Source organism: Streptomyces sp. NPDC012510 (assembly GCF_042955065.1).
In the GTDB taxonomy this organism is placed as follows: Bacteria; Actinomycetota; Actinomycetes; order Streptomycetales; family Streptomycetaceae; genus Streptomyces.
Map to the genome: position 1 here is coordinate 575,555 of NZ_JBIBEN010000001.1, position 19,551 is coordinate 595,105.

Consider the following 19,551-nt stretch of genomic DNA (forward strand, 5'->3'; position numbering starts at 1 on the left):
CGGGTGCGGGGAGAATCAGCGGGTGCGGGTGAGGAGTCGTCCCTTCGGTTCGGTGAACTCGCCGTCCAGGACGACGCGTTCGCCCCGCAACCAGGTGGACTTGACCACGCCGTACAGGGTCTTGCCGGCGTAGGCGGTCACCCGGTTGCGGTGGTGGAGGGCGGCCGGGTCGACGGTGAAGGTCTCATCGGGGGCGAGGACGGCGAAGTCGGCGTCTCGGCCCGGTTCGATGGCCCCCTTGCGGTCGTCGAGACCAACCAGTTCGGCCGTGCGCGACGACATCCAGCGGACCACGTCCTCCAGGCCGTGACCGCGCCCGCGGGCCTCCGTCCAGACCGCCGCGAGGCTCAGCTGCAGGCCGGAGATGCCGCCCCAGGCGGTGGCGAAGTCGTCAGTCTTCAGGTCGGCCGTCGACGGGGAGTGGTCGGTGACCACGCAGTCGATCGTGCCGTCCGCGAGGGCCTGCCAGAGGAGGTCCTGGTTGGCCGACTCCCGGATGGGCGGACAGCACTTGAACACGCTGGCCCCGTCCGGGACTTCCTCGGCGGTGAGGGTGAGGTAGTGCGGGCAGGTCTCCACGGTGATCCGTACGCCGTCCCGCTTGGCCTCGGCGATCAGGGGGAGCGCGTCGCTGGAGGAGAGGTGGAGGACGTGGACGCGCGCGTCGAGGCGCCGGGCCTGGTCGACGAGGGCAGCGATGGCGGTGTCCTCGGCGTCGCGCGGACGGGAGGCGAGGAAGTCGGCGTACTTCGGGCCGCCCCGCTGCGGAGCCGCGTCGAGGTGGCGGGGGTCCTCGGCGTGCACGATGAGAAGCCCGCCGAAGCCGGCGATCTCGGCGAGGGAGCGGGCGAGCCCGTCCTGGTCGAGGTGCGGGAACTCGTCCACGCCCGACGGCGACAGGAACGCCTTGAAGCCGAAGACCCCGGCGTCGTGCAGCGGCCGCAGGTCCTTGACGTTGTCGGGCAGGGCGCCGCCCCAGAAGCCGACGTCGACATGGGCCTTGTCGACGGCTACCTCGCGCTTGGTGCGGAGGTGGTCGACCGTGGTGGTCGGCGGGAGGGAGTTCAGCGGCATGTCGACCAGGGTGGTGATGCCGCCGGCCGCCGCCGCGCGCGTGGCGGTCCAGAAGCCTTCCCAATGAGTGCGGCCCGGGTCGTTCACATGCACATGGGTGTCGACGAGGCCGGGCAGCAGGACATGGTCTCCGAGGTCCTCCAGACGGGCGCCGGCGGGTGTTTCGGCGTCGTACGGCAGTACGGCGGTGATCCTGCCGTCCGCTACGACGACCGAGGCGGGGCGCGACCCGTCGGGAGTGATGACGCGCGTCGAGCGCAACACCAGTTCAGCCTCGGACACCGGGACCCCTCTCGCCGTACCGCTGTGCACGTCCACCGCTTCCGCCCGGCGGCATCCACTTCCACCTAACGGAATTCAACGTTCTGTTGACGGAGTTTTCACCCCGCCACCGGCCCCGTCAAGGGTGCACCCCTCCACTCTGCCCCCAACGCGCACATCCTGGATGTTTTCACAAGTCGGAATTACTATTCCACTGAGCAGAAGGTAGCGACGCACCGGCGAGCAGTCAACGAACCGCCCGGTAGGCTGCGTCTCCTGCCATCCCGAAAGGACCGCGCCCGTGCCGACGTCCAGCGCCAGCACCAGCTCCACCGACTCCGCCAAGTCGTCCTCCGGCGGCGTCCAGTCCCTCGAGCGCGCCTTCGATCTGCTGGAGCGGATGGCGGACGCCGGTGGCGAGGTCGGCCTCAGCGAGCTGTCCGCGAGCAGCGGTCTGCCGCTGCCGACCATCCACCGGCTGATGCGCACCCTGGTCGTCTGCGGCTACGTACGCCAGCAGCCCAACCGGCGGTACGCCCTCGGCCCCCGCCTGATCCGCCTCGGCGAGTCCGCGTCCCGGCTGCTCGGCACCTGGGCGCGGCCCTACCTCGCGCGCCTCGTCGAGGAGACCGGGGAGACGGCGAACATGGCGCTCCTCGACGGCGACGAGATCGTGTACGTCGCCCAGGTGCCGTCCAAGCACTCCATGCGGATGTTCACCGAGGTGGGCCGTCGGGTGCTGCCCCACTCCACGGGGGTGGGCAAGGCCCTGCTCGCCGACTTCCCGGCGGACGAGGTGCGCGCCCTGCTGGCCCGTACGGGGATGCCGGCCGCCACGGAGAAGACGATCACCACACCCGACGGCTTCCTGGCGGCGCTGGAGGACGTCCGCCGCCTCGGCTACGCCGTCGACGACAACGAACAGGAGATCGGCGTCCGCTGCCTCGCGGTCTCCGTCCCCGACTCCCCCACCGCCGCGGCCATCTCGATCTCCGGCCCGGCCGGCCGCGTCACCGATACCGCGACGGACCGCATCGTGCCGGTGCTGCGACAGGTGGCGGCGGAACTGTCGGAGGCTCTGGCGAACGCGGGCGCCACCGGCTGACGCACGACATGCGCGCCGATAGGGGCCGGCCCCTCCGCTAGACACGGTCCGCAAGCGAACGGCGCGCCCGTAGACCGCAAGGCACGGGGCGCAGCCCCTGCTTTTTCAGGGGCGCGGGGAACTGCGCGAGCAACCACGCCCCACCCGCACCCGCCAACGAACCGCACCTCCCGCACCTCCCGAGCCATCAGGCGCCCAAGGGGGTCGAAGGGGCGCAGCCCCTTGGGATGGGACCGGGTAGGGGCGGCGGGGGCGAAAACCCCCACAGCTCACCGCCGCGGCGGCTCCCCGAACACCTCCACAGCCGTCCGCACTTCCCCCAGCCCCCGCGCCAACGCGCTCACCGACCCGATCGCCCCCGCGATCAGCAACAGCGACCGACGCAGCCGCAGCACCTCCGGCACCCCGCTCACGGCCATCGCCGCGAGCGCCGCCAACTCCTCCTCCGCGATCCCCCGGTCCGGGAACTCGGCGGGATGCGCAGCGAGTTCACGACGCAACCGGGACACGGCCGAGCACAGCTCCGCCACCCTAGGATCCTCGTCCCTGCCGGTCACTGGCCTCTGCCCCAAGCTCCGCAACACAGCTCTCCCCCTCACCCACACCCTTGCGCGCGAGTCATGACCGCACGCCCTCGCACGGCCCACCGCCCCCTGACGTCGGTCGGGCGCCGGGGGTGGCGCGGGCCAGTAAACGCCAATCGGTGTGGCGAGCGCCACTGCGGGGACCGAAATTCAGTCCCCGGGAACCACAAAGCCGGCACCGGGCCAGTGAGGCTTCACCGGACGCCCGCGCCGGGTCGGACAGCCCGATCGGGTATGCAAGAGGGATGACGCACCACAAGGCCCCGAAGACACGCCCCGACACAGCGGCCCGCGCCACGGACGGGATCGCCGGGCTGCTGCTCGCCGCCGGCGGCGGCCGGCGTCTGGGCGGGCGCCCCAAGGCCCTGCTGCCCCACCACGGCCGCCCGTTGGTCGAGCACGCGGTCGCGGTCCTCCGCGCGGGCGGCTGCACCCGCGTCCACGTCGTCCTCGGCGCCGCCGCAGCGACCGTACGGGAGCGGGCCGACCTGCCCGGCTGCGTACTGGTCGACAACCCGGAGTGGACCGAGGGCATGGGCTCGTCGCTGCGGGTCGGACTGGAGTCGCTGGCCGGGACGGGTACCGACGCCGCCCTGGTGTCGCTCGTCGACCAGCCGGGCATCGGGCCGCAGGCGGTGGCCCGCGTCCTCGCGGCGTACGGGTCGGGCGCCTCCCTGGCGGCGGCCGCGTACGGCGGCGAACGAGGCCATCCCGTCCTCTTCGGCGCCGGCCACTGGGCCGGTGTCGCCGCGAGTGCCACCGGTGACCGGGGGGCACGCGCCTATCTGAAGGCACACGACGAGGCGATCACGCTCGTCGAGTGCGGGGACGTGGCGCGACCGTACGACATCGACACGGAGGCCGATCTCATGCACCTCGAGTGAGCGGTACGGCACTCAGCGCCACATACCTCGACCCGAAGAATCTCGACATCAACAAAAGATTGAACTTCCACCATGAGGAAACTAGTATCCACTGTTCAGAAGCGCCCGATCGATCCGAGATCGATGCGAGGGCGTTCACCGCCCGACCCGGGTCGACCGACACCCGGTGCCACGCCCGCCGAAGGAAGTGACCGCTCATGTCCGCACCAGCGCCGTCCCCGCTGGCCATCGTCGACGCCGAGCCCCTGCCCCGCCAGGACGAGGTCCTCACCGACGCCGCCCTCGCCTTCGTGGCCGAGCTGCACCGGCGGTTCACGCCCCGGCGTGACGAGCTGCTGGCCCGCCGTGCGGAGCGCCGGGCCGAGATCGCCCGCACCTCCACGCTCGACTTCCTCCCGGAGACCGCCGCGATCCGCGCCGACGACTCCTGGAAGGTGGCCCCCTCCCCCGCCGCCCTGGACGACCGCCGTGTCGAGATCACCGGCCCCACGGACCGCAAGATGACGATCAACGCCCTGAACTCCGGGGCGCGGATCTGGCTGGCGGACTTCGAGGACGCCTCAGCGCCCACCTGGGAGAACGTGGTCCTCGGCCAGGTGAACATGGCCGACGCCTACACCCGGAACATCGACTTCACCGACGAGCGCACCGGCAAGTCGTACGCGCTGCGCCCGAACGAGGAGCTGGCGACGGTCGTCATGCGTCCGCGCGGCTGGCACCTGGACGAGCGCCACCTCGTCGACGCCGACGGCAGGCCGGTCCCCGGCGCGCTCGTCGACTTCGGCCTGTACTTCTTCCACAACGCCCAGCGGCTGCTGGACCTCGGCAAGGGCCCGTACTTCTATCTCCCGAAGACGGAGTCGCACCTGGAGGCCCGCCTCTGGAACGAGGTGTTCGTCTTCGCGCAGGACCACGTCGGCATCCCGCAGGGCACCGTCCGCGCCACCGTCCTGATCGAGACGATCACGGCCGCGTACGAGATGGAGGAGATCCTCTACGAACTCCGCGACCACGCCTCAGGGTTGAACGCGGGCCGATGGGACTACCTCTTCTCCATCGTGAAGAACTTCCGCGATGGCGGGGAGAAGTTCGTCCTCCCGGACCGCAACGCGGTGACCATGACGGCCCCGTTCATGCGCGCCTACACCGAACTGCTCGTCCGCACCTGCCACAAGCGCGGTGCGCACGCGATCGGCGGCATGGCCGCGTTCATCCCGTCGCGGCGCGACGAGGAGGTCAACAAGGTCGCGTTCGAGAAGGTCAAGGCCGACAAGGACCGCGAGGCGAACGACGGCTTCGACGGCTCCTGGGTCGCCCACCCCGACCTGGTGCCGATCGCCATGGCCTCCTTCGACGCCGTCCTCGGCGACAAGCCCAACCAGAAGGACCGCCTCCGCGAGGACGTCGACGTCCGGGCCGCCGACCTGATCGCCGTCGACTCCCTCGACGCCAGGCCGACGTACGCCGGTCTCGTCAACGCCGTCCAGGTCGGCATCCGCTACATCGAGGCCTGGCTGCGCGGCCTCGGCGCCGTCGCCATCTTCAACCTCATGGAGGACGCCGCCACCGCCGAGATCTCCCGCTCCCAGATCTGGCAGTGGATCAACGCGGGCGTCGAGTTCGAGAACGGCGAGAAGGCGACGCCCGAGCTGGCCCGTGAGGTCGCCGCCGTGGAACTGGCGAACATCCGCGCGGAGCTGGGTGAGGAGGCCTTCGCCGCCGGCCACTGGCAGCGGGCCCACGACCTGCTGCTGGAGGTCTCGCTCGACGAGAACTACGTGGACTTCCTGACCCTGCCGGCGTACGAGCAGCTCAAGGGCTGAGCTACCCCTGAGCGGTCCTGTCCGAGTGGCCCAGGGACTTTCCCGGGGCCACTCGGTCGCGTACGGCCTGCTTGACGGCGGTGGGCTCGGGGAAACCCTGGGCGCGGCGGTCCCAGACGACCTCACCGTTGACCCGTACGACGAAGACGCCGCCCCTGCCGGGCTTGAGGGCCAGCTCGGTCAGTTCGCTCTCGAAGGTGGTCAGGAGCTCCTGTGCCAGCCAGGCGGCACGGGGCAGCCAGCGGCACTGGGTGCAGTACTCGATCTCCACGCGCTGAACATCGCTCATCCCAGATGCACCGACCAATCCTGTTCCGCCGCCGGTTCGCCGTGCAGGTCGGGGACCCGCTTGAGCCAGTCCGGACGGCCTCGCCGGGTTTTCGCCGCCCGGAGGGCCTCCTCGGCGGCGAGTTCCTCCCGGGTGGGGAAGCCGATGGGGAGCCAGGCGGCGGAGGCCCGTGCGCGGGCCGAGAGGTAGCCGACGTAGGCGTCGCGGACCTCGTCGGGCGAGGCGAAGCCGTCCTCCGTGGGGAGCCAGGCGTCGGGGACCTCCGCGACGATGCGCCGCAGCAGTTGCTCCGTCACCTTCGGTGCCAGCTCGGCGTCGGCCGCGCGCATGTCGGGGGTGCAGTGGCCGAGGGCGTGGTGACGGAAGTCGTACGCCCTCGCCGGGTCCGAGGCGTCCCAGCGGTGGTGGAAGACGAGGGCCGCGCCGTGGTCGATCAGCCACAGGTGCGGGGGCGCGACGCCGAGCGTGGGCCAGATCATGAGGTTGGAGCTGTGCACGGTGCGGTCGACGTTCACCGTCAGCGCGTCCAGCCAGATGATCCTGCCCGCCTCCAGCGGGTCGACGCGGAACTCCTTCGCGACCTCGGGTGTGAAGTCCTTCGCTCCCGGCAGATGGTCCATGCCGAGATTGAGGCCGGCGCTGGCGCCGTGGAGTTCCCGCACCTCCTGGTGGGGCTCGTGCTCGGCGATCGCCGGGTCGAAGTGCGCGAGGACCAGCTCGGGAAAACGCAGACCGAGCGCCCGCGCCAACTCCCCCACGATCACCTCGGCGACCAGCGCCTTGCGTCCCTGCGCCGAGCCGGTGAACTTGACGACGTAGGTGCCCAGGTCGTCGGCCTCGATGACGCCGGGGACGGATCCGCCGGAGCGCAGGGGTTCGATGTAACGAGTGGCGGTCACCTCTCTCAGCATCTTCAAAGGCTCCACAGCTCGATTACCTTGCAGGAAGAATCCGGGAGTTCCGGTCGGCGCGCTCGTCCCGGCGACAGCCGCCGGTGGAGCGCCCGAGTCATCATGCCAGCGCATGGACTGGGCGTGCACGGGGTTTGGCCCGGGGCGACGCCCTCGGGGAGCACCGCCCCTGCACCCCGAGGGGGATCGCACGACCGGCCAGCACGCCACCCGGGGCCGCCGCACGCGAGGCACCCTCGGTTCCTGGCGCGCCCTGGACCGTATCCGAGAGGTCCGACCCGGCATCCGACCCGGTATGACAGTCGTTATGGAGAGTGGTGTAGCCTGCCGCCCATAACGACTGTCATAGGAGGATGTCGTGACCATCATCACCGTGAACACACCCAAGGGGCGCCTGAGTCCGGAGCAGCGCCGCGAGCTGGCCGAGACACTGACGGATGCCGTGCTGGTGCCCGAGGTGGGCCGGCACGCTCCTGCCGCCAGGGCCGGGTTCCAGGTGCACTTCGTCGAGCGCGAGCGCGACATGATGGCCATCGGCGGCCGACTCCTCGCGGACGCCGACCCGGAACTCGACGTGATGGTGATCGATCTCGCGGTCATGGACGCCGCGTGGCAGTCGGACGTACGGGCCGAGGTCATCGAGCGCGTGCTGGCCGCGCTGGCGGCGGCCTGCGGGCTGGAGAAGCCGGCGCCGGCCTGGTGGGTCAACTTCCGGGTGATCGACGAGGGAAGCTGGGGTTCCTCCGGCGGCGTGCTGTCGATCCTGCCGCTGCTGCAGAGCGGGGTGTTCACGGAGGAGCGGGTCAAGGCGGTCCGAGCCGCGATGGGCGTCTGAGGCCCGGACCGTCGAGCCCGCGCCGGCCTCGGTCCTCGAACGCGGCGAGGAGCCGCGCCACCCAGCGACGACAAAGGTTCACGCATGCAGATGGAGATCCGGGCCGCTGCGATCCGCGGCATCGATCGTCTGATCGACGACCTCGGCGGCGACGGGGCGGCGCTGTTGTCCGAGTTCGGCGTTTCGCCCGCTGATCTGGAATCCGAGCACGGGCTGTTGCCGACAGCGACGGCCGGACGGATCCTGCGCAGCGCCACCAAGAAACTGAACTGTCCCGATTTCGGGCTGCGTCTGGCGGCGTACCAGGACATGTCGATGCTCGGCCCGCTGGCTCTGGCCGTAGGGAACTGCGACACCGTCGGAGAGGGGCTGGACTGTGCGTCGCGATTCCTGTACGTGCACAACCAGGGGATTCGTCTGTCGCGGGCGCGAGATCCCGAACACTACGCGGGCGTGGGAGCCGTCGAATACCGGATGCTGCATCCTGACATCCCGTACGAACCGCAGACGATCGACGCGGGTCTGGGGCTGCTGCACCGCAATCTCATCACGATGAGCGGGGGGTACGAACTGCTCGGGGTCCATATGCCCCATCCGCCGCTGACCGACGAGTCGGTGTACACCGAGTTCTTCGGCGCGCCCGTCCGGTTCGACACCGGTCGCGCCCTGCTACGGGTGCCGACGAAGCTCTTCGCCCAGCCGATGTCGACACCGGTCAATCCCGAACTGCGGCGCATGGTCGTGGGGTACCTGGAGACGCACTACACCGATCCGCGCGAGAACGTGGTGACCACGGTGCGGTCGGCGGTCAGCCGCGCACTGGGCACGGTCCCGGCGCGGATCGATCTGGTCGCGGAGTGGCTGTACCTGCATCCGCGCACGTTGCAGCGCCGGCTGGCACAGGAGGGCACCTCGTTCCAGGCGATCGTCGACGACGTCCGCAAGAACGCGGCGCACCGGCTGCTGACGGGGACCGACATGCCGTTCTCCCAGGTCGCGTCGCTGGTGGAGCTGGCCGGACAGGCTGCCCTCACCCGTGCGGCGCGCCGCTGGTTCGGCAGGACACCGACGCAGGTCCGCCGTGCCGCCAGGGACGTCAAAGACGCCGGAGACGCCAGGAACGTCGGGGGCGTCGGGGGCGTCGGGGGCGTCGGGGACGCGTCTACCGCACCGCGTGTCGTGCAGAGCTAAATCTTTGTCGCCCAGGGTAAAGCGACGCCTTCGGAGCGCTTCCATACTCGGGTGCCATGACCAGTTCCCCACCCCCCTCCTCGCTGCCCGGTCATGTCGATGTCCTGATCGTCGGCGCGGGTATCTCCGGTATCGACGCCGCGTACCGGGTGCGGTCGCGGTGTCCCGATCGGTCGTACGCGGTGCTGGAGGCCCGCGAGTCCCTGGGCGGGACGTGGGACCTGTTCCGGTATCCGGGAGTGCGCGCCGACTCAGACATCTACACGCTCAGCTTCCCCTTCCAGCCCTGGACCGGCGAGAACGCCATGGCCGACGGCGACGAGATCCTCGACTACCTGCGGCGCACCGTCGACCGGTGCGGCATCGACCGCCACATCCACTGCTCAAAGGTGATCGCGGCCGACTGGTCCGGCGAGACGGCCCGCTGGACAGTGACCGTCGAGCAGCGCGGGGGTGAGGACGGACCGCACCGGTCCACGGTGACCTGCTCCTTCCTCTACCTGTGCACCGGCTACTACGACTACGAGCGCGGGCACGACCCGCGGTTCCCGGGCATCGAGTCCTTCGCCGGGACGGTGGCGCATCCGCAGTTCTGGCCCGAGGGGCTCGACCACACGGACAAGCGTGTCGTCGTGATCGGCAGCGGCGCGACCGCGATCACCATCGTGCCCGCGATGGCCCGCGACGCGGCGAAGGTGACCATGCTGCAGCGCACGCCGACCTGGATCAGCGCGTTGCCGCGGCGCGACCGGTTCGCCGCCCGGGTCCGGCGGCGGCTGCCCGCCGGACTGGCGCACCGGGTCATCAGGGCGCGCAACGCCGCCTACTCCAACGGCTTCTACCACTACTGCCGGCGCTTCCCGGACCGTGCGCGGACGCTGCTGACCAGAGCAGCCGCACGACGGCTCGGCGAGGAGGCGGTGCGTGCGCACTTCACGCCGTCGTACGCGCCGTGGGACCAGCGGGTGTGCATCACGGCCGACGCGGACCTGTTCAAGGCGATCCAGCGCGAGGAGGTCGAGGTGGTCACCGATCACATCGACGGCTTCGTCGCCGAGGGGCTCCGGCTGCGGTCGGGCGGGATCCTGCCGGCCGACATCGTGGTGACGGCGACCGGGCTGCGCATGCTGGCGTTCGGTCATGTCGCGGTGAGCGTCGACGGCGAGCCGGTCGAGCCCGCGCGTCACCTGCTGTGGCGGGGCACCATGCTCAGTGACGTACCGAACCTCGCGCTCTGCTTCGGTTACGTCAACCTGTCCTGGACGATGCGGGCGGATCTCACCGCGCGGCTGGTGTGCCGCGTCCTCAACCACATGCGCCGCGCGGACCTCGCCGCCGTCACTCCGCCCGCGGAGCCCGGTGTCCGGGAACGGCCCATCATCGAGCTGGCGTCCGGCTACGTCCGGCGGGGCGTCCAGAGCTTCCCCCGACAGGGCCATCGCGCCCCGTGGCGGATGCGCCAGACCTATCTGCTGGACGCCGCCGACATCGCGCGCGCGAGCCTCAACCGCGAGTTGCGCGGCGTGCCCCGCGCGTCGGTGCGGCCGGCCGGCGACGGCACCCGGCCGGGAGGCTGACCATGGCGGATCCGGCACCGGGTCTGGACGGCGTGTGCGACGAGCGCTTCGCGGAGGTGGCCGCGCGGCTGTCCGCAAACCTCGGCACGGGCGACGAGCTCGGCGCCTCCATCGCGGTCGTCGTCGACGGGGAGCCGGTGGTCGACCTGTGGGGCGGCTGGGCCGACCAGGGCCGTACCACGCCGTGGCGGCGCGACACGATCACCAACGTCTGGTCGTGCACGAAGACGGTCACCGCACTGGCGGCGCTGCTGCTGGTGGAGCGTGGACTGCTCGACGTCGACGCCCCGGTGGCCCGGTACTGGCCCCGGTTCGCCGCGAGCGGCAAGGAGGGCGTACTGGTCCGGCACCTGCTGTCGCACACCTCCGGCGTCTCGGGGTGGGAGCGGCCGGTGACCGTCGCGGACGTCCGCGACGTGCCGGCGGCGACGGCCCGGCTGGCCGCGCAGGCGCCGTGGTGGCCCCCGGGCACGGCGTCGGGCTACCACCTGCTGAACTACGGGCATCTGGTGGGCGAGTTGGTCCGGCGGATCGACGGGCGCACCCTGGGACGGTTCGTCGCCGAGGAGATCGCCGGTCCGCTCGGTGCCGACTTCCACATCGGTCTGCCGGACTCCGAGTTCGGCAGGGTCGCCGATGTCGTACCGCCGCCGCGGTCCGGTGATCTCGTCGGCGCCGATCCGAACGGTGTGGCGATGAAGACGTTCACCGGTCCCCCGGGCGGTGCCGAGGAGTCCTGGCGTCCCGAGTGGCGTCGCGCCGAGATCGGCGCGGCGAACGGCCACGGCAACGCCCGGTCGCCCGCCAGGATCCACTCGGTCATCGCCTGCGGCGGCACGCTCGACGGCGTACGCCTGCTGTCGCCACGGACCATCGACCTGATCTTCCGTCGGCAGACGGACGGGCCGGACCTGGTGCTCGGGGCGCACCTGCGCTTCGGCATCGGGTTCGGGCTGCCGTCCCCGGCGGTGCCCTGTCTCCCACCGGGACGGATCTGTTTCTGGACCGGATGGGGCGGATCGGTGGTCGTGATCGACACCGAACGCCGGACCTCGATCTCGTACGTCATGAACAACATGGGCACCGGACTGCTCGGCAGCGACCGCACGGTCCAGTACGTCGAGGCCGCTTTCGCGGCGCTGGGTCGAAGGTGTTCCGGTGAACGGCATCTGCCATAGTTATAACGAGTGTCATAGAGAAGCGAGAGGGGTAATCCAGGCCGAGCCGGTGGTCCTGGTGGCGACGATGGTCGCCAAGCCGGGCCAGGAAGAGCTGGTCGAGAAGACGTTGACGGCGGCGCTGCCCGGGGTGCACGCCGAACCCGGATGCCTGAGCTACGCGCTGCACCGCAAGGCGTGCACGCCCGGTGAGTTCGTCATGATCGAGAAGTGGGCCTCGCAGGAGGCGTTCGGCGCGCACATGAAGGGTGCCGCGATGCGGGAGGTCGGCATCGCCCTGGCACAGGCACTGGCCGGACCGCCCGACGCGGTCTTCCTGGACGCCGTCCCCGCCGGCTCCCCCGACGCCGGCGCCGTCTGACCGACCACGGGGGCCGGGCCGCACCGACACCGGTCGGCCCGGCCGGGACCCACGAAACCGAGGAGCTTTCCCATGAAGAGCCTGATGTTCGTCGCACCCGGACAGCTGCGCTTCGACGAGGTCGACGCCCCCACCATCGCCGAGGGCACGGACGCGCTCGTACGCCCGCTCGCGGCCACGACCTGCGATCTCGACCACCATGTCATCGCCGACAAGACCCCGTTCTCCGGGTTCGGCCCGTTCCCGCTCGGTCACGAGTGCGTGGGCACGGTGGTGGAGGTCGGCCCCGACTGCACGGAGGTCGCGGTCGGCGACGTCGTCGGCGTCGCGTGGCACATCGCGTGCGGCACCTGCGCGCAGTGCGCACTCGGACACACCGCCCGCTGTCTCGCCCATGGCGACGCCCAGTACGGCCTTCCGGTGAACGGGGCATGGGGCGGGACCTTCGACGAACTCATCCGCGTTCCCTACGCGGACTTCAACCTCGCCAAGCTGCCCGCCGGGGTCGATCCCGTGCACCTGGCGTCGATCGGCGACAACCTCGCCCTCGGCTGGGAGACGGTGATGCCGACCGTCGCCCGGATCGCCGACCCGAAGATCGCGGTCTTCGGCGGCACCGGTTCCATCGGCCTGTACTGCGTCGACGTCGCGGTCCACTGCGCCGGTGCCCGCACCGTCTACTACGACGACGACGCGGTCAGGATGAAGGTCGCCGAGCAGCTCGGCGCCGAGGTCCACGACATCCACGGCAAGCGGGAGAAGGACTTCCACCTCGCCGTGGACGCGAGCTGCGACCCCGAACGGCTGCGGAAGGCACTGCTGTCGGTCATGCCCGAGGGGTACGTCAACAGCGTCGGCATCTACTTCGACGACGTCTCGCTCCCGCTGCTGGGGCTGTACCAGCGCGGCGTCCACTTCCACAACGGCAAGGGCCACGCGCGGCCGAACATGACGCCGACCCTGAAGGCGGTGGCCGCCGGGATCCTCCACCCCGAGCTGGTCACCAGCGGAATCCACGGCTGGGACGAGATCCCCGACGTACTGACCTCCGACCGGGCCGGCCACAAGCCGATCTTCGTCCTGGAGAACTGAGGCACCGCGTCCTACGGCCCGTCCTGGTTGCGTTGGCGTGGGGGCCGGACCGGATGTTTCGGTCCAGCCCTCCTGACGGGCGGCAGTGCCGACGCATGCGACCCGGTTCTGCCGTCGAACCGAGCCGACCGGCCGGCCAGCCGACCGCCGCCCGTCGCCCGTCGCCCGTCGCCCGTCGCCCAGAAGGCTCACCAAGATCTTCATGAGCCTTCTGGCCCTAGGCGATCAGAGCCACCGCCATGGCGATCAGTCCGATCGCCACCAGGGCCACCACCGCCAGGATCATGGCGAGCGGCAGCGGGCCCCAGCCCTTGCGCAGCTCGGTCTGGGGGTGGGAGATGCCGGCGGTGGCGCCGGCCTCGGCGGGCGGGGTCTCACCGGGTGGCACCCCACTGCCGGGTTCGAGTCCTGGAGTGCGCCTCGGCTCGGGATCGGGACTGGTCATGGCGCACCTCCTCTCCGTCTACGAACGAAGGTCCTGCCAGGGCGGCCCGCTCACCGGTTGGGACGCGCGGCGCTGATGTCGCCGAGAGCCGACTCGGGATCACGCTCCATGGCGAGGTCGCCGATGGAGACGATGCCCACCGGGTGCCGTTCCTTGTCGACGACCGGTACACGGCGGACGGAGTGCTCGCGCATCACCTTCACCGCTTCGCCGAGGTCGTCGTCGGGTCCCACCGTGACCAGATCGTCGCTGCAGGCCTGGACCACGGTCGTACGGTCGAGGTCGCCGCCCTCGGCCACCGCGCGCACCACCAGGTCACGGTCGCTGACCAGGCCACGCAGGCGTTCGCCCTCGGTGACCAGGACGGCACCGATGTTCTCGTCACGCATCATCCGGGCCACCGTCTGGACCGAAGTCTGCGGTTCGACGGTCATCGGGTCGGCCGTCATCACATCACGTACAAGCTGCTGAGTCATGGGAAACGTCCCTCCATGAGTGGGACGGTGTGTTCACCGCTGTGCGACCGCCGAGTACCCGTGAACAGCCGACTCCCACATCCTTCGCGGGGGTGGTCACCGTCGCTTTCGTGCCGGCGCCGTCGTCGGGGACGGCGCGGCCTCGGCCCCCGGGTGCCGTGCCGCGCGCTCGGCGAGGCCGGTGGTGGAGCGGCCGTCGAGATAGGGCAGCAGGACGACCTGTCCGCCCCAGCTCGCCACCAGCTCGGCCTCCGGCAGGTCGGCGCGGGCGTAGTCGCCGCCCTTGACCCAGATGTGCGGGCGCAGCTCGCCGAGCAGTCGCTCCGGGGTGTCCTGGTCGAACACGGCGACGGCGTCCACGCACTCCAGGGCGCGCAGCACCCGGATCCGGTCCGCCAGGGGGACGAGCGGCCGGCCCTTCCCCTTGCGTCGGCGCACCGAGGCATCCGAGTTGACGCACACCACCAGGCAGTCCCCGGTGCGGCGTGCGCCCTGGAGCAGCGCGACATGACCGGCGTGCAGGAGGTCGAAGCAGCCGCCGGCGGCGACCACCGTCCCGCCCGCCGCCCGCACCCGGGCGGCCGTGCGCAGGGCGTCGTCCGTCGGGGTGCGCGCGGGCGTGGGGTGGGGGCCCGGGGGTGTCGTGGCGTGCGCCGTGCCTGCGACGCCGTCGATGACGTCGGCGGTGTCGGGGGTGTCGGGGGCGTTCGCGGCGAGCGAGCCGACGCCTCCTTCGGCGACGTACCGGGTCGCGGCGTGCACGGCGCCCCGTACCGCGTTCTCGGTGAGGTCGCCGTCCGCCAGAAGCCCGGCGGCGGTGGCCGCGAACCGGTCCCCGGCACCGCAGGCGTCGCCGTCGGCCGAGACGGGCGACGGCACGAGCAGCGGCGTCTCCCCGTGCGACAGCAAGGCCCCGCTCCCGCCCATGGTCACGGCCACGGAGGCCACCCGCCACGCCCGGACGAGCGTGCCGGCGTCCCTGGCCGCGGTGTGCAGGGGGCTGCCGTCCTCCGGTTCCCCGGTGCCCACGGCGCCGGCGAAACCGCGTGCCTCGGCCGCCGACGGGGTGACCAACCGGACTCCGGGCAGGGGCTGTTCGCCACGCGGGTGCGGATCCCAGACGACGGGCGCCCGCCCGACCGCGCCGGCCAGCGCGTCGCGCAGCACGTCGGCGGTGCCGCGCCCGTAGTCCGCGACGAGCACGGCGTCGGCCGCGTCGATCGCCCGGCACGCCTCGTCGGTGAGACGGTCGGCCCGCCCGTCACCGTCGTCCAGACGGAGCAGCGGCCGTCCGCCGGCCAGGATCCGGGTCTTGCTGGACAGTGCGCCGGTCAGGGGCAGGGGCACCAGACGGACCCGTCCGGCCAGCAGCCGGCGCAGGGTTTCGCTGGCCGGGTCGTCGCCCAGGGCGGTGACGAGGGTGACCGGCCGGCCGTCGGCGGCGGCGAGGCAGGCCGCGAGCGCGGCGCCGCCCGGCCGGGTGGTGCGACGGGTGCCGTTCACGACCGGTACGGGCGCGTCGGGGGCCAGCCGTTCGGCCCGGCCACACAGGTCGTGGTCGAGCAACGCGTCCCCGACTACGAGCAGCCCGGTGGGGTGGCTCATGCTCATGGGCGGTCCTCCCGGGTGACCGGCCACCGCCGGGCGGGGCCCTTCCGGCCCGCCGGGCCGTCGCGCCGTCCCACGGCACGGTCGAAGGACTCGCAGAGCATGTGGACGGCCACCAGATGCAGTTCCTGGACCGTGGCGGCCACGGCCGCGTCCACGCAGAGGGCCTCGTCGGCGACGGTCGCGAGCGGGTTGGGCGCCGGACCCGTCAGCGCCCACACCGTCATACCGAGGTGGCGGGCCTCGATGGCCGCGACGCGCAGGTTGGCGCTGGCGCCGCTGGTGGACAGCAGCAGCAGGACGTCGTCGGCCCGGCCGTGCGCGGCGACCTGCCGGGCGAAGATCTCCTGGACCCCGTAGTCGTTGGCGATGGCCGTGGTGGAGGACGTGTCGGTGTGCAGCGCGAGCGCGGAGAAGGCGGGGCGGTCGTCCCGGTAGCGGCCGACCAGTTCGGCCGTCAGGTGCTGGGCCTGGGCGGCGCTCCCTCCGTTGCCCGCGGCGAGCAGTCTGGCCCCGTCGCCCAGCCGTGCGGCGAGGGTGCCGCCCCAGCGTTCGACGAGGGGAGCGTCGGCGCGGAAACCTTCCAGTGCCTTCATCAACCGGTCGCAGTGCGTGACGTCGGTGACGACTTTCATCGGGCGGCTCCCGAGAGCGCGGGGACGGAGGAGACGGCGCCGTAGACCTTGGACACGCCGTCGGCCACGCTGTCCCAGGTGTAGTGGGCGAGCACGCGCCGGCGTCCGAGGGCGCCGTAGCGGGTGAGCAGGGCCGGGTGGTCGAGCAGGTCGCGGATGGTTCCGCTGAGGTCGTGGTCCTCCTCGGGTGGGACCAGGACACCGGTGACGCCGTCCATGACGGTGTCGAGCTGGCCCCCTACGGCGGTGGCCACCACCGGGGTGCGGCAGGCCATGGCCTCGACGGGCACGATGCCGAACGGCTCGTAGCGGGGCAGTGACAGCACGAGGTCCGCGCTGGACAGCAGCCGGGGCATCAGCTCGCGGCTCACCCCGCCCAGCAGGCTCACCCGGTCGGCGACACCGCATTCGGCCGCGACGGCGCAGAGCCGCTCGGCCTCGGGTTCGGCGAAGAGGAGGGCGGGCTCGGGTCCGCCGGCGATGAGGAGTTCGGCGTCGGGGACGCCTGCCAGGGCGCGGATCGCGCGGTCGAAGCCCTTACGGGGCACGAGCCGGCCGACGGTGAGCAGCCGCCGGGGGGCGTGCGGGCGCGGTCGGGCGCCGGGGATGGGGCTGAACCGGTCGGGGTCCACTCCGCAGGGGACGACGGAGATGGCGCTGTGTGGCAGGCCCATGGCGTGGAGTTCGCTGACCTCGTCCCGGCAGGTGGCGATGATCCGGCCGCACTCCTGGCCCACGGCTCGCTCGATCGCGATGCGCTCGGGCGGGCTGGTGTCGGCGGCGCCCTGGTGCCGTTTCTTCACGGTGCCGAGCGCGTGGAAGGTCTGGACGACGGGCACGCCCAGGGCTCGGGCGCCGTCCAGGGCGGCGAGGCCGGACATCCAGAAGTGGGCGTGCACGACGTCGGGGGTGCGCTCGGCCCACTCCCTGGCCAGCCATCGGCCGAACTCCGGTATGTAGGGGAGGAGTTCGTCCTTGGGTATCGGCACCGGAGGTCCGGCGGGCACATGGACGACCGTGAATCCGTCGGGGGTGGTGACCCGGTCGGGCAGCCGGTGGCTGTCACGACGCGTGTACACGACGACCTCACGGCCGCGGCGGGCCAGTTGCCGTGCGAGTTGGGCGACGTAGACGTTCTGGCCGCCCGCGTCGGGTCCGCCGAGCGCGGCCAGTGGACTGGCGTGCTCGGAGACCATGGCGACGCGTCCGGACGGAGGGTGGGTGGGGCTCATCGGGTGACCTCCTTGATCAGGCGCTCCCAGTCGTCCCGGAAGCGCCGCTCTCCGTAGCGGGCCTGTACGGCGGTCCTGGCGATCTCCCCTGTGCGCCGGGCGTGCGCGGGTTCCGCGAGGAGGTGGCGCACAGCGTCCCTGAGCACGTCGAGCCGGTTGGAGACCACTCCGGCTCCCTCGGGTACGGCTTCGCGGACCTCGGTGGTGTCCAGTGCCACGACGGGCATGCCCAGGTACATGGCCTCCAGCAGGGACAGGCCGAGGGACGTCCACCGGACGGGGTGCGCGTAGAGGCGGCAGCGGGCCATCTCCGGATGGAGCTCGCTCTGCGGGAGGTCCCGGCAGCGGCAGCGTTCGGGGGACAGCCCGAGGTGGTCGGCGAGTCCTTCGGTGCGCATGCCGAAGACGTCCAGCGGCACCGTCTCGGCGAAGTACGGCAGCAGGTCGGTGCCTGTGGTGCGGCCGCGTCGTACGGGCTCGTTCACGACGACCGCGGCGCGTCGTTCCTCTCCGGTCCACAGGTGTCCGGGGTCGAGGATGCCGTGCTCGATCACGGTGCTGGGGGCCCGTCCGTTGTCCCACATCAGACGGTTGAAGTGGGTGACGTGCACGACGGGGATGTCGGAGCGGTCGGCCAGCGGGTGGCGGGTGTCGACCGCCGTCCCGTGCGGGCTGTTGTGCTCGACGTACACGGCGGGTACGTCGGTGCCGGGCCGGCGGCCGGTCCACCGCCGGGCCAGGTCGAGTTCGTGCGGCCGCTGCAGCACCATGAGGTCGATGTCGGCGTCACGGAGGTCGTCCGGCTTCACCTCCTGTACCGTGCGCGGCCATTGCCAGGTACGGGCCCGGCCCAGACCGTAGGGGCCCCGGTCGGGGGTGACGGGGAGGAGGAAGGTGTGGGGGCCCTGCACGAACGTGGTGAGCCACGACCCGTGCACATGCCAGACCAGGACGTTCATGCGCCCTCCTTGAGCAGTTTCTGCACCGCGCGTACGACGTCGTGACCGGTCACCTCTTCGAGGCACGGATGGCCGGGGACGGGGCATTCGCGGGCCCTGCTGTCGGCGCACGGTGCGCGCTGGTCGCCGAGGATGACGGTCGGTACGCCGTACGGCGCCCACCGCTCGGCCGGGACCACCGGTGCGAACAGGGAGACCACGGGGGTGCCGACGGCCGCCGCCAGGTGGGCGGGTCCGGTGTTTCCGCTGACCACGACGTCGGCCAGGCTCAGGACCCCGGCCAGGGTGGGCGGGGTGGTCCGGCCGCCGAGGTCCACCGCCGTGCCGGCGCTGACCCGACGGGTGAGGCCGGTCTCGTCGGGTCCTCCGGTGACGACGACGCGGTGACCGGCCTCGGCCAGCAGGCTCACCGCCTCCGCACAGCGTTCGGGGCTCCAGGCCCGGGCCGGAGCGCTGGCACCGGGGTGGACGACGACGTACGGGCCGTTGCCGGTCAGCGCGACGGTGTCCGGCGGCGGCAGGACCCGGGGTCGCCCGTCGTCCCCCGGGGGTGGGCGGAACCCCATGGCGGCGGCGGTGTCGAGGGCGGCCTCCACCTCGTGGCGGCCGGGGCCGCGATGGTGGCGCACATCGAGGAGGCGGCCGGGGTGGTCGACGCTGTCGGCGCCGATCCGCCCGACACCGGCGAGGCGCAGCAACAGGGCGGTGGGCAGGGGGCTCTGGTGGAACGAGGTGAGCACGAGGGCGGTGTCGAACGCCTCCACCCGCAGCCGGCGCAGCAGCGCGTCGACGTCCGCGTCCTCGACGGTGGGGGGATCGGCGCCCTCCCACGGCGCCTGCCACACCATGATGTCGTCCACGCGGGGCAGCAGTCGGGCCGCGGGTTCGCCGCGGGGGCCGCACAGGAGCGTCACCCGGGAGCAGTGCGCCGCCACCGCGCGGATCGCGGGACCGGCGAGCAGCACGTCGCCGAAGCTGTCGAGCCGCACGACCAGCGCCTTCACGACAGGCCGCTTTCCACGGTGCCGGGC

The 19,551-nt window shown here is 71.9% G+C and carries 20 protein-coding genes; 9 read left to right on the forward strand and 11 right to left on the reverse strand.

Going from position 1 to position 19,551, the window contains the following annotated elements:
* Positions 1–15 precede the first annotated feature (15 nt).
* Entirely contained in the window at positions 16–1,356 is a 1,341-nt protein-coding gene (gene allB, locus ACFY9I_RS02510) for an allantoinase AllB (protein ID WP_390995454.1), read from the reverse strand.
* Between the two features lie 280 nt (positions 1,357–1,636).
* Between allB and ACFY9I_RS02515 the strand changes: the two genes are divergently transcribed.
* Positions 1,637–2,440, forward strand: a complete 804-nt coding sequence (locus tag ACFY9I_RS02515; protein WP_390995457.1) for an IclR family transcriptional regulator C-terminal domain-containing protein — start codon at positions 1,637–1,639, stop codon at positions 2,438–2,440.
* A 269-nt stretch (positions 2,441–2,709) separates the two neighbouring features.
* Here ACFY9I_RS02515 and ACFY9I_RS02520 read toward each other — a convergent pair whose 3' ends face one another.
* The gene (locus ACFY9I_RS02520; RefSeq protein WP_390995460.1) at positions 2,710–3,024 is read right to left on the reverse strand and encodes a DUF5955 family protein; all 315 of its coding nucleotides are present in this window, start codon (positions 3,022–3,024) and stop codon (positions 2,710–2,712) included.
* 245 nt (positions 3,025–3,269) lie between these two features.
* Between ACFY9I_RS02520 and ACFY9I_RS02525 the strand changes: the two genes are divergently transcribed.
* Positions 3,270–3,908 (forward strand): NTP transferase domain-containing protein, encoded by a 639-nt coding sequence (locus tag ACFY9I_RS02525; RefSeq protein WP_390995463.1) that lies wholly within the window; start codon positions 3,270–3,272, stop codon positions 3,906–3,908.
* 197 nt (positions 3,909–4,105) lie between these two features.
* Positions 4,106–5,731, forward strand: coding sequence for a malate synthase A (gene aceB / locus ACFY9I_RS02530; RefSeq protein WP_390995466.1), 1,626 nt, complete (start codon positions 4,106–4,108; stop codon positions 5,729–5,731).
* 1 nt (position 5,732) lies between these two features.
* On the opposite strand, the gene ACFY9I_RS02535 is transcribed toward aceB, so the two are convergent.
* Both ACFY9I_RS02535 and ACFY9I_RS02540 read right to left on the reverse strand, forming a co-directional pair.
* On the reverse strand, positions 5,733–6,020 hold the full coding sequence (locus ACFY9I_RS02535; RefSeq protein ID WP_390995468.1) for a SelT/SelW/SelH family protein: 288 nt from the start codon (positions 6,018–6,020) through the stop codon (positions 5,733–5,735).
* A complete protein-coding gene (locus ACFY9I_RS02540; protein ID WP_390995471.1) occupies positions 6,017–6,931 on the reverse strand; it encodes a HipA family kinase in 915 nt (304 codons plus the stop codon). The genes ACFY9I_RS02535 and ACFY9I_RS02540 overlap by 4 nt, the downstream gene beginning before the upstream one ends.
* A 358-nt stretch (positions 6,932–7,289) precedes the next feature.
* Between ACFY9I_RS02540 and ACFY9I_RS02545 the strand changes: the two genes are divergently transcribed.
* The 6 genes from ACFY9I_RS02545 (at position 7,290) to ACFY9I_RS02570 (ending at position 13,165) form a co-directional block, all read left to right on the forward strand.
* Positions 7,290–7,766: a tautomerase family protein gene (locus ACFY9I_RS02545; RefSeq protein ID WP_390995474.1), complete on the forward strand. Its 477-nt coding sequence runs from the start codon at positions 7,290–7,292 to the stop codon at positions 7,764–7,766.
* Between the two features lie 84 nt (positions 7,767–7,850).
* The gene (locus ACFY9I_RS02550; RefSeq protein WP_390995477.1) at positions 7,851–8,957 is read left to right on the forward strand and encodes an AraC family transcriptional regulator ligand-binding domain-containing protein; all 1,107 of its coding nucleotides are present in this window, start codon (positions 7,851–7,853) and stop codon (positions 8,955–8,957) included.
* Between the two features lie 56 nt (positions 8,958–9,013).
* Complete coding sequence (locus tag ACFY9I_RS02555) at positions 9,014–10,534, forward strand: NAD(P)-binding protein (RefSeq protein ID WP_390995479.1); 1,521 nt, start codon at positions 9,014–9,016, stop codon at positions 10,532–10,534.
* Positions 10,535–10,536: 2 nt separating this feature from the next.
* Positions 10,537–11,712, forward strand: coding sequence for a serine hydrolase (locus tag ACFY9I_RS02560; RefSeq protein ID WP_390995481.1), 1,176 nt, complete (start codon positions 10,537–10,539; stop codon positions 11,710–11,712).
* 58 nt (positions 11,713–11,770) lie between these two features.
* Positions 11,771–12,073 (forward strand): antibiotic biosynthesis monooxygenase, encoded by a 303-nt coding sequence (locus tag ACFY9I_RS02565; RefSeq protein ID WP_390995483.1) that lies wholly within the window; start codon positions 11,771–11,773, stop codon positions 12,071–12,073.
* 72 nt (positions 12,074–12,145) lie between these two features.
* Positions 12,146–13,165: an alcohol dehydrogenase catalytic domain-containing protein gene (locus ACFY9I_RS02570; RefSeq protein WP_390995486.1), complete on the forward strand. Its 1,020-nt coding sequence runs from the start codon at positions 12,146–12,148 to the stop codon at positions 13,163–13,165.
* A 217-nt stretch (positions 13,166–13,382) separates the two neighbouring features.
* On the opposite strand, the gene ACFY9I_RS02575 is transcribed toward ACFY9I_RS02570, so the two are convergent.
* The 7 genes from ACFY9I_RS02575 to ACFY9I_RS02605 all read right to left on the reverse strand — a co-directional run bounded on the left by ACFY9I_RS02575 (position 13,383) and on the right by ACFY9I_RS02605 (position 19,524).
* On the reverse strand, positions 13,383–13,610 hold the full coding sequence (locus ACFY9I_RS02575; RefSeq protein WP_390995488.1) for a DUF6480 family protein: 228 nt from the start codon (positions 13,608–13,610) through the stop codon (positions 13,383–13,385).
* A gap of 50 nt (positions 13,611–13,660) precedes the next feature.
* Positions 13,661–14,086, reverse strand: a complete 426-nt coding sequence (locus ACFY9I_RS02580) for a CBS domain-containing protein (protein WP_390995491.1) — start codon at positions 14,084–14,086, stop codon at positions 13,661–13,663.
* Between the two features lie 96 nt (positions 14,087–14,182).
* Positions 14,183–15,691 carry a D-glycero-beta-D-manno-heptose 1-phosphate adenylyltransferase gene (rfaE2, locus tag ACFY9I_RS02585; protein WP_390995756.1) on the reverse strand — a complete coding sequence of 503 codons (1,509 nt, stop codon included), beginning with the start codon at positions 15,689–15,691 and terminating at the stop codon, positions 14,183–14,185.
* A 2-nt stretch (positions 15,692–15,693) separates the two neighbouring features.
* The gene (locus ACFY9I_RS02590; protein ID WP_390995493.1) at positions 15,694–16,329 is read right to left on the reverse strand and encodes an SIS domain-containing protein; all 636 of its coding nucleotides are present in this window, start codon (positions 16,327–16,329) and stop codon (positions 15,694–15,696) included.
* Positions 16,326–17,561, reverse strand: coding sequence for a glycosyltransferase (locus ACFY9I_RS02595; RefSeq protein ID WP_390995496.1), 1,236 nt, complete (start codon positions 17,559–17,561; stop codon positions 16,326–16,328). Before ACFY9I_RS02595 ends, ACFY9I_RS02590 begins: the two co-directional genes overlap by 4 nt.
* On the reverse strand, positions 17,558–18,520 hold the full coding sequence (locus ACFY9I_RS02600; protein ID WP_390995499.1) for a glycosyltransferase: 963 nt from the start codon (positions 18,518–18,520) through the stop codon (positions 17,558–17,560). The genes ACFY9I_RS02595 and ACFY9I_RS02600 overlap by 4 nt, the downstream gene beginning before the upstream one ends.
* On the reverse strand, positions 18,517–19,524 hold the full coding sequence (locus tag ACFY9I_RS02605; protein WP_390995502.1) for a glycosyltransferase family 9 protein: 1,008 nt from the start codon (positions 19,522–19,524) through the stop codon (positions 18,517–18,519). Before ACFY9I_RS02605 ends, ACFY9I_RS02600 begins: the two co-directional genes overlap by 4 nt.
* Positions 19,525–19,551 lie beyond the last annotated feature (27 nt).

What these genes read in the sequence shown, in the direction of transcription:
- ACFY9I_RS02570 (WP_390995486.1), top strand. Translation starts at nt 12,146, where the DNA reads ATGAAGAGCCTGATGTTCGTCGCACCCGGACAGCTGCGCTTCGACGAG.
- ACFY9I_RS02595 (WP_390995496.1), bottom strand. Translation starts at nt 17,561, where the DNA reads ATGAGCCCCACCCACCCTCCGTCCGGACGCGTCGCCATGGTCTCCGAG.
- ACFY9I_RS02600 (WP_390995499.1), bottom strand. Translation starts at nt 18,520, where the DNA reads ATGAACGTCCTGGTCTGGCATGTGCACGGGTCGTGGCTCACCACGTTC.
- ACFY9I_RS02550 (WP_390995477.1), top strand. Translation starts at nt 7,851, where the DNA reads ATGCAGATGGAGATCCGGGCCGCTGCGATCCGCGGCATCGATCGTCTG.
- rfaE2 (WP_390995756.1), bottom strand. Translation starts at nt 15,691, where the DNA reads ATGAGCCACCCCACCGGGCTGCTCGTAGTCGGGGACGCGTTGCTCGAC.
- aceB (WP_390995466.1), top strand. Translation starts at nt 4,106, where the DNA reads ATGTCCGCACCAGCGCCGTCCCCGCTGGCCATCGTCGACGCCGAGCCC.
- ACFY9I_RS02560 (WP_390995481.1), top strand. Translation starts at nt 10,537, where the DNA reads ATGGCGGATCCGGCACCGGGTCTGGACGGCGTGTGCGACGAGCGCTTC.
- ACFY9I_RS02580 (WP_390995491.1), bottom strand. Translation starts at nt 14,086, where the DNA reads ATGACTCAGCAGCTTGTACGTGATGTGATGACGGCCGACCCGATGACC.
- ACFY9I_RS02540 (WP_390995471.1), bottom strand. Translation starts at nt 6,931, where the DNA reads ATGCTGAGAGAGGTGACCGCCACTCGTTACATCGAACCCCTGCGCTCC.
- ACFY9I_RS02590 (WP_390995493.1), bottom strand. Translation starts at nt 16,329, where the DNA reads ATGAAAGTCGTCACCGACGTCACGCACTGCGACCGGTTGATGAAGGCA.
- ACFY9I_RS02555 (WP_390995479.1), top strand. Translation starts at nt 9,014, where the DNA reads ATGACCAGTTCCCCACCCCCCTCCTCGCTGCCCGGTCATGTCGATGTC.
- ACFY9I_RS02575 (WP_390995488.1), bottom strand. Translation starts at nt 13,610, where the DNA reads ATGACCAGTCCCGATCCCGAGCCGAGGCGCACTCCAGGACTCGAACCC.
- ACFY9I_RS02525 (WP_390995463.1), top strand. Translation starts at nt 3,270, where the DNA reads ATGACGCACCACAAGGCCCCGAAGACACGCCCCGACACAGCGGCCCGC.
- ACFY9I_RS02535 (WP_390995468.1), bottom strand. Translation starts at nt 6,020, where the DNA reads ATGAGCGATGTTCAGCGCGTGGAGATCGAGTACTGCACCCAGTGCCGC.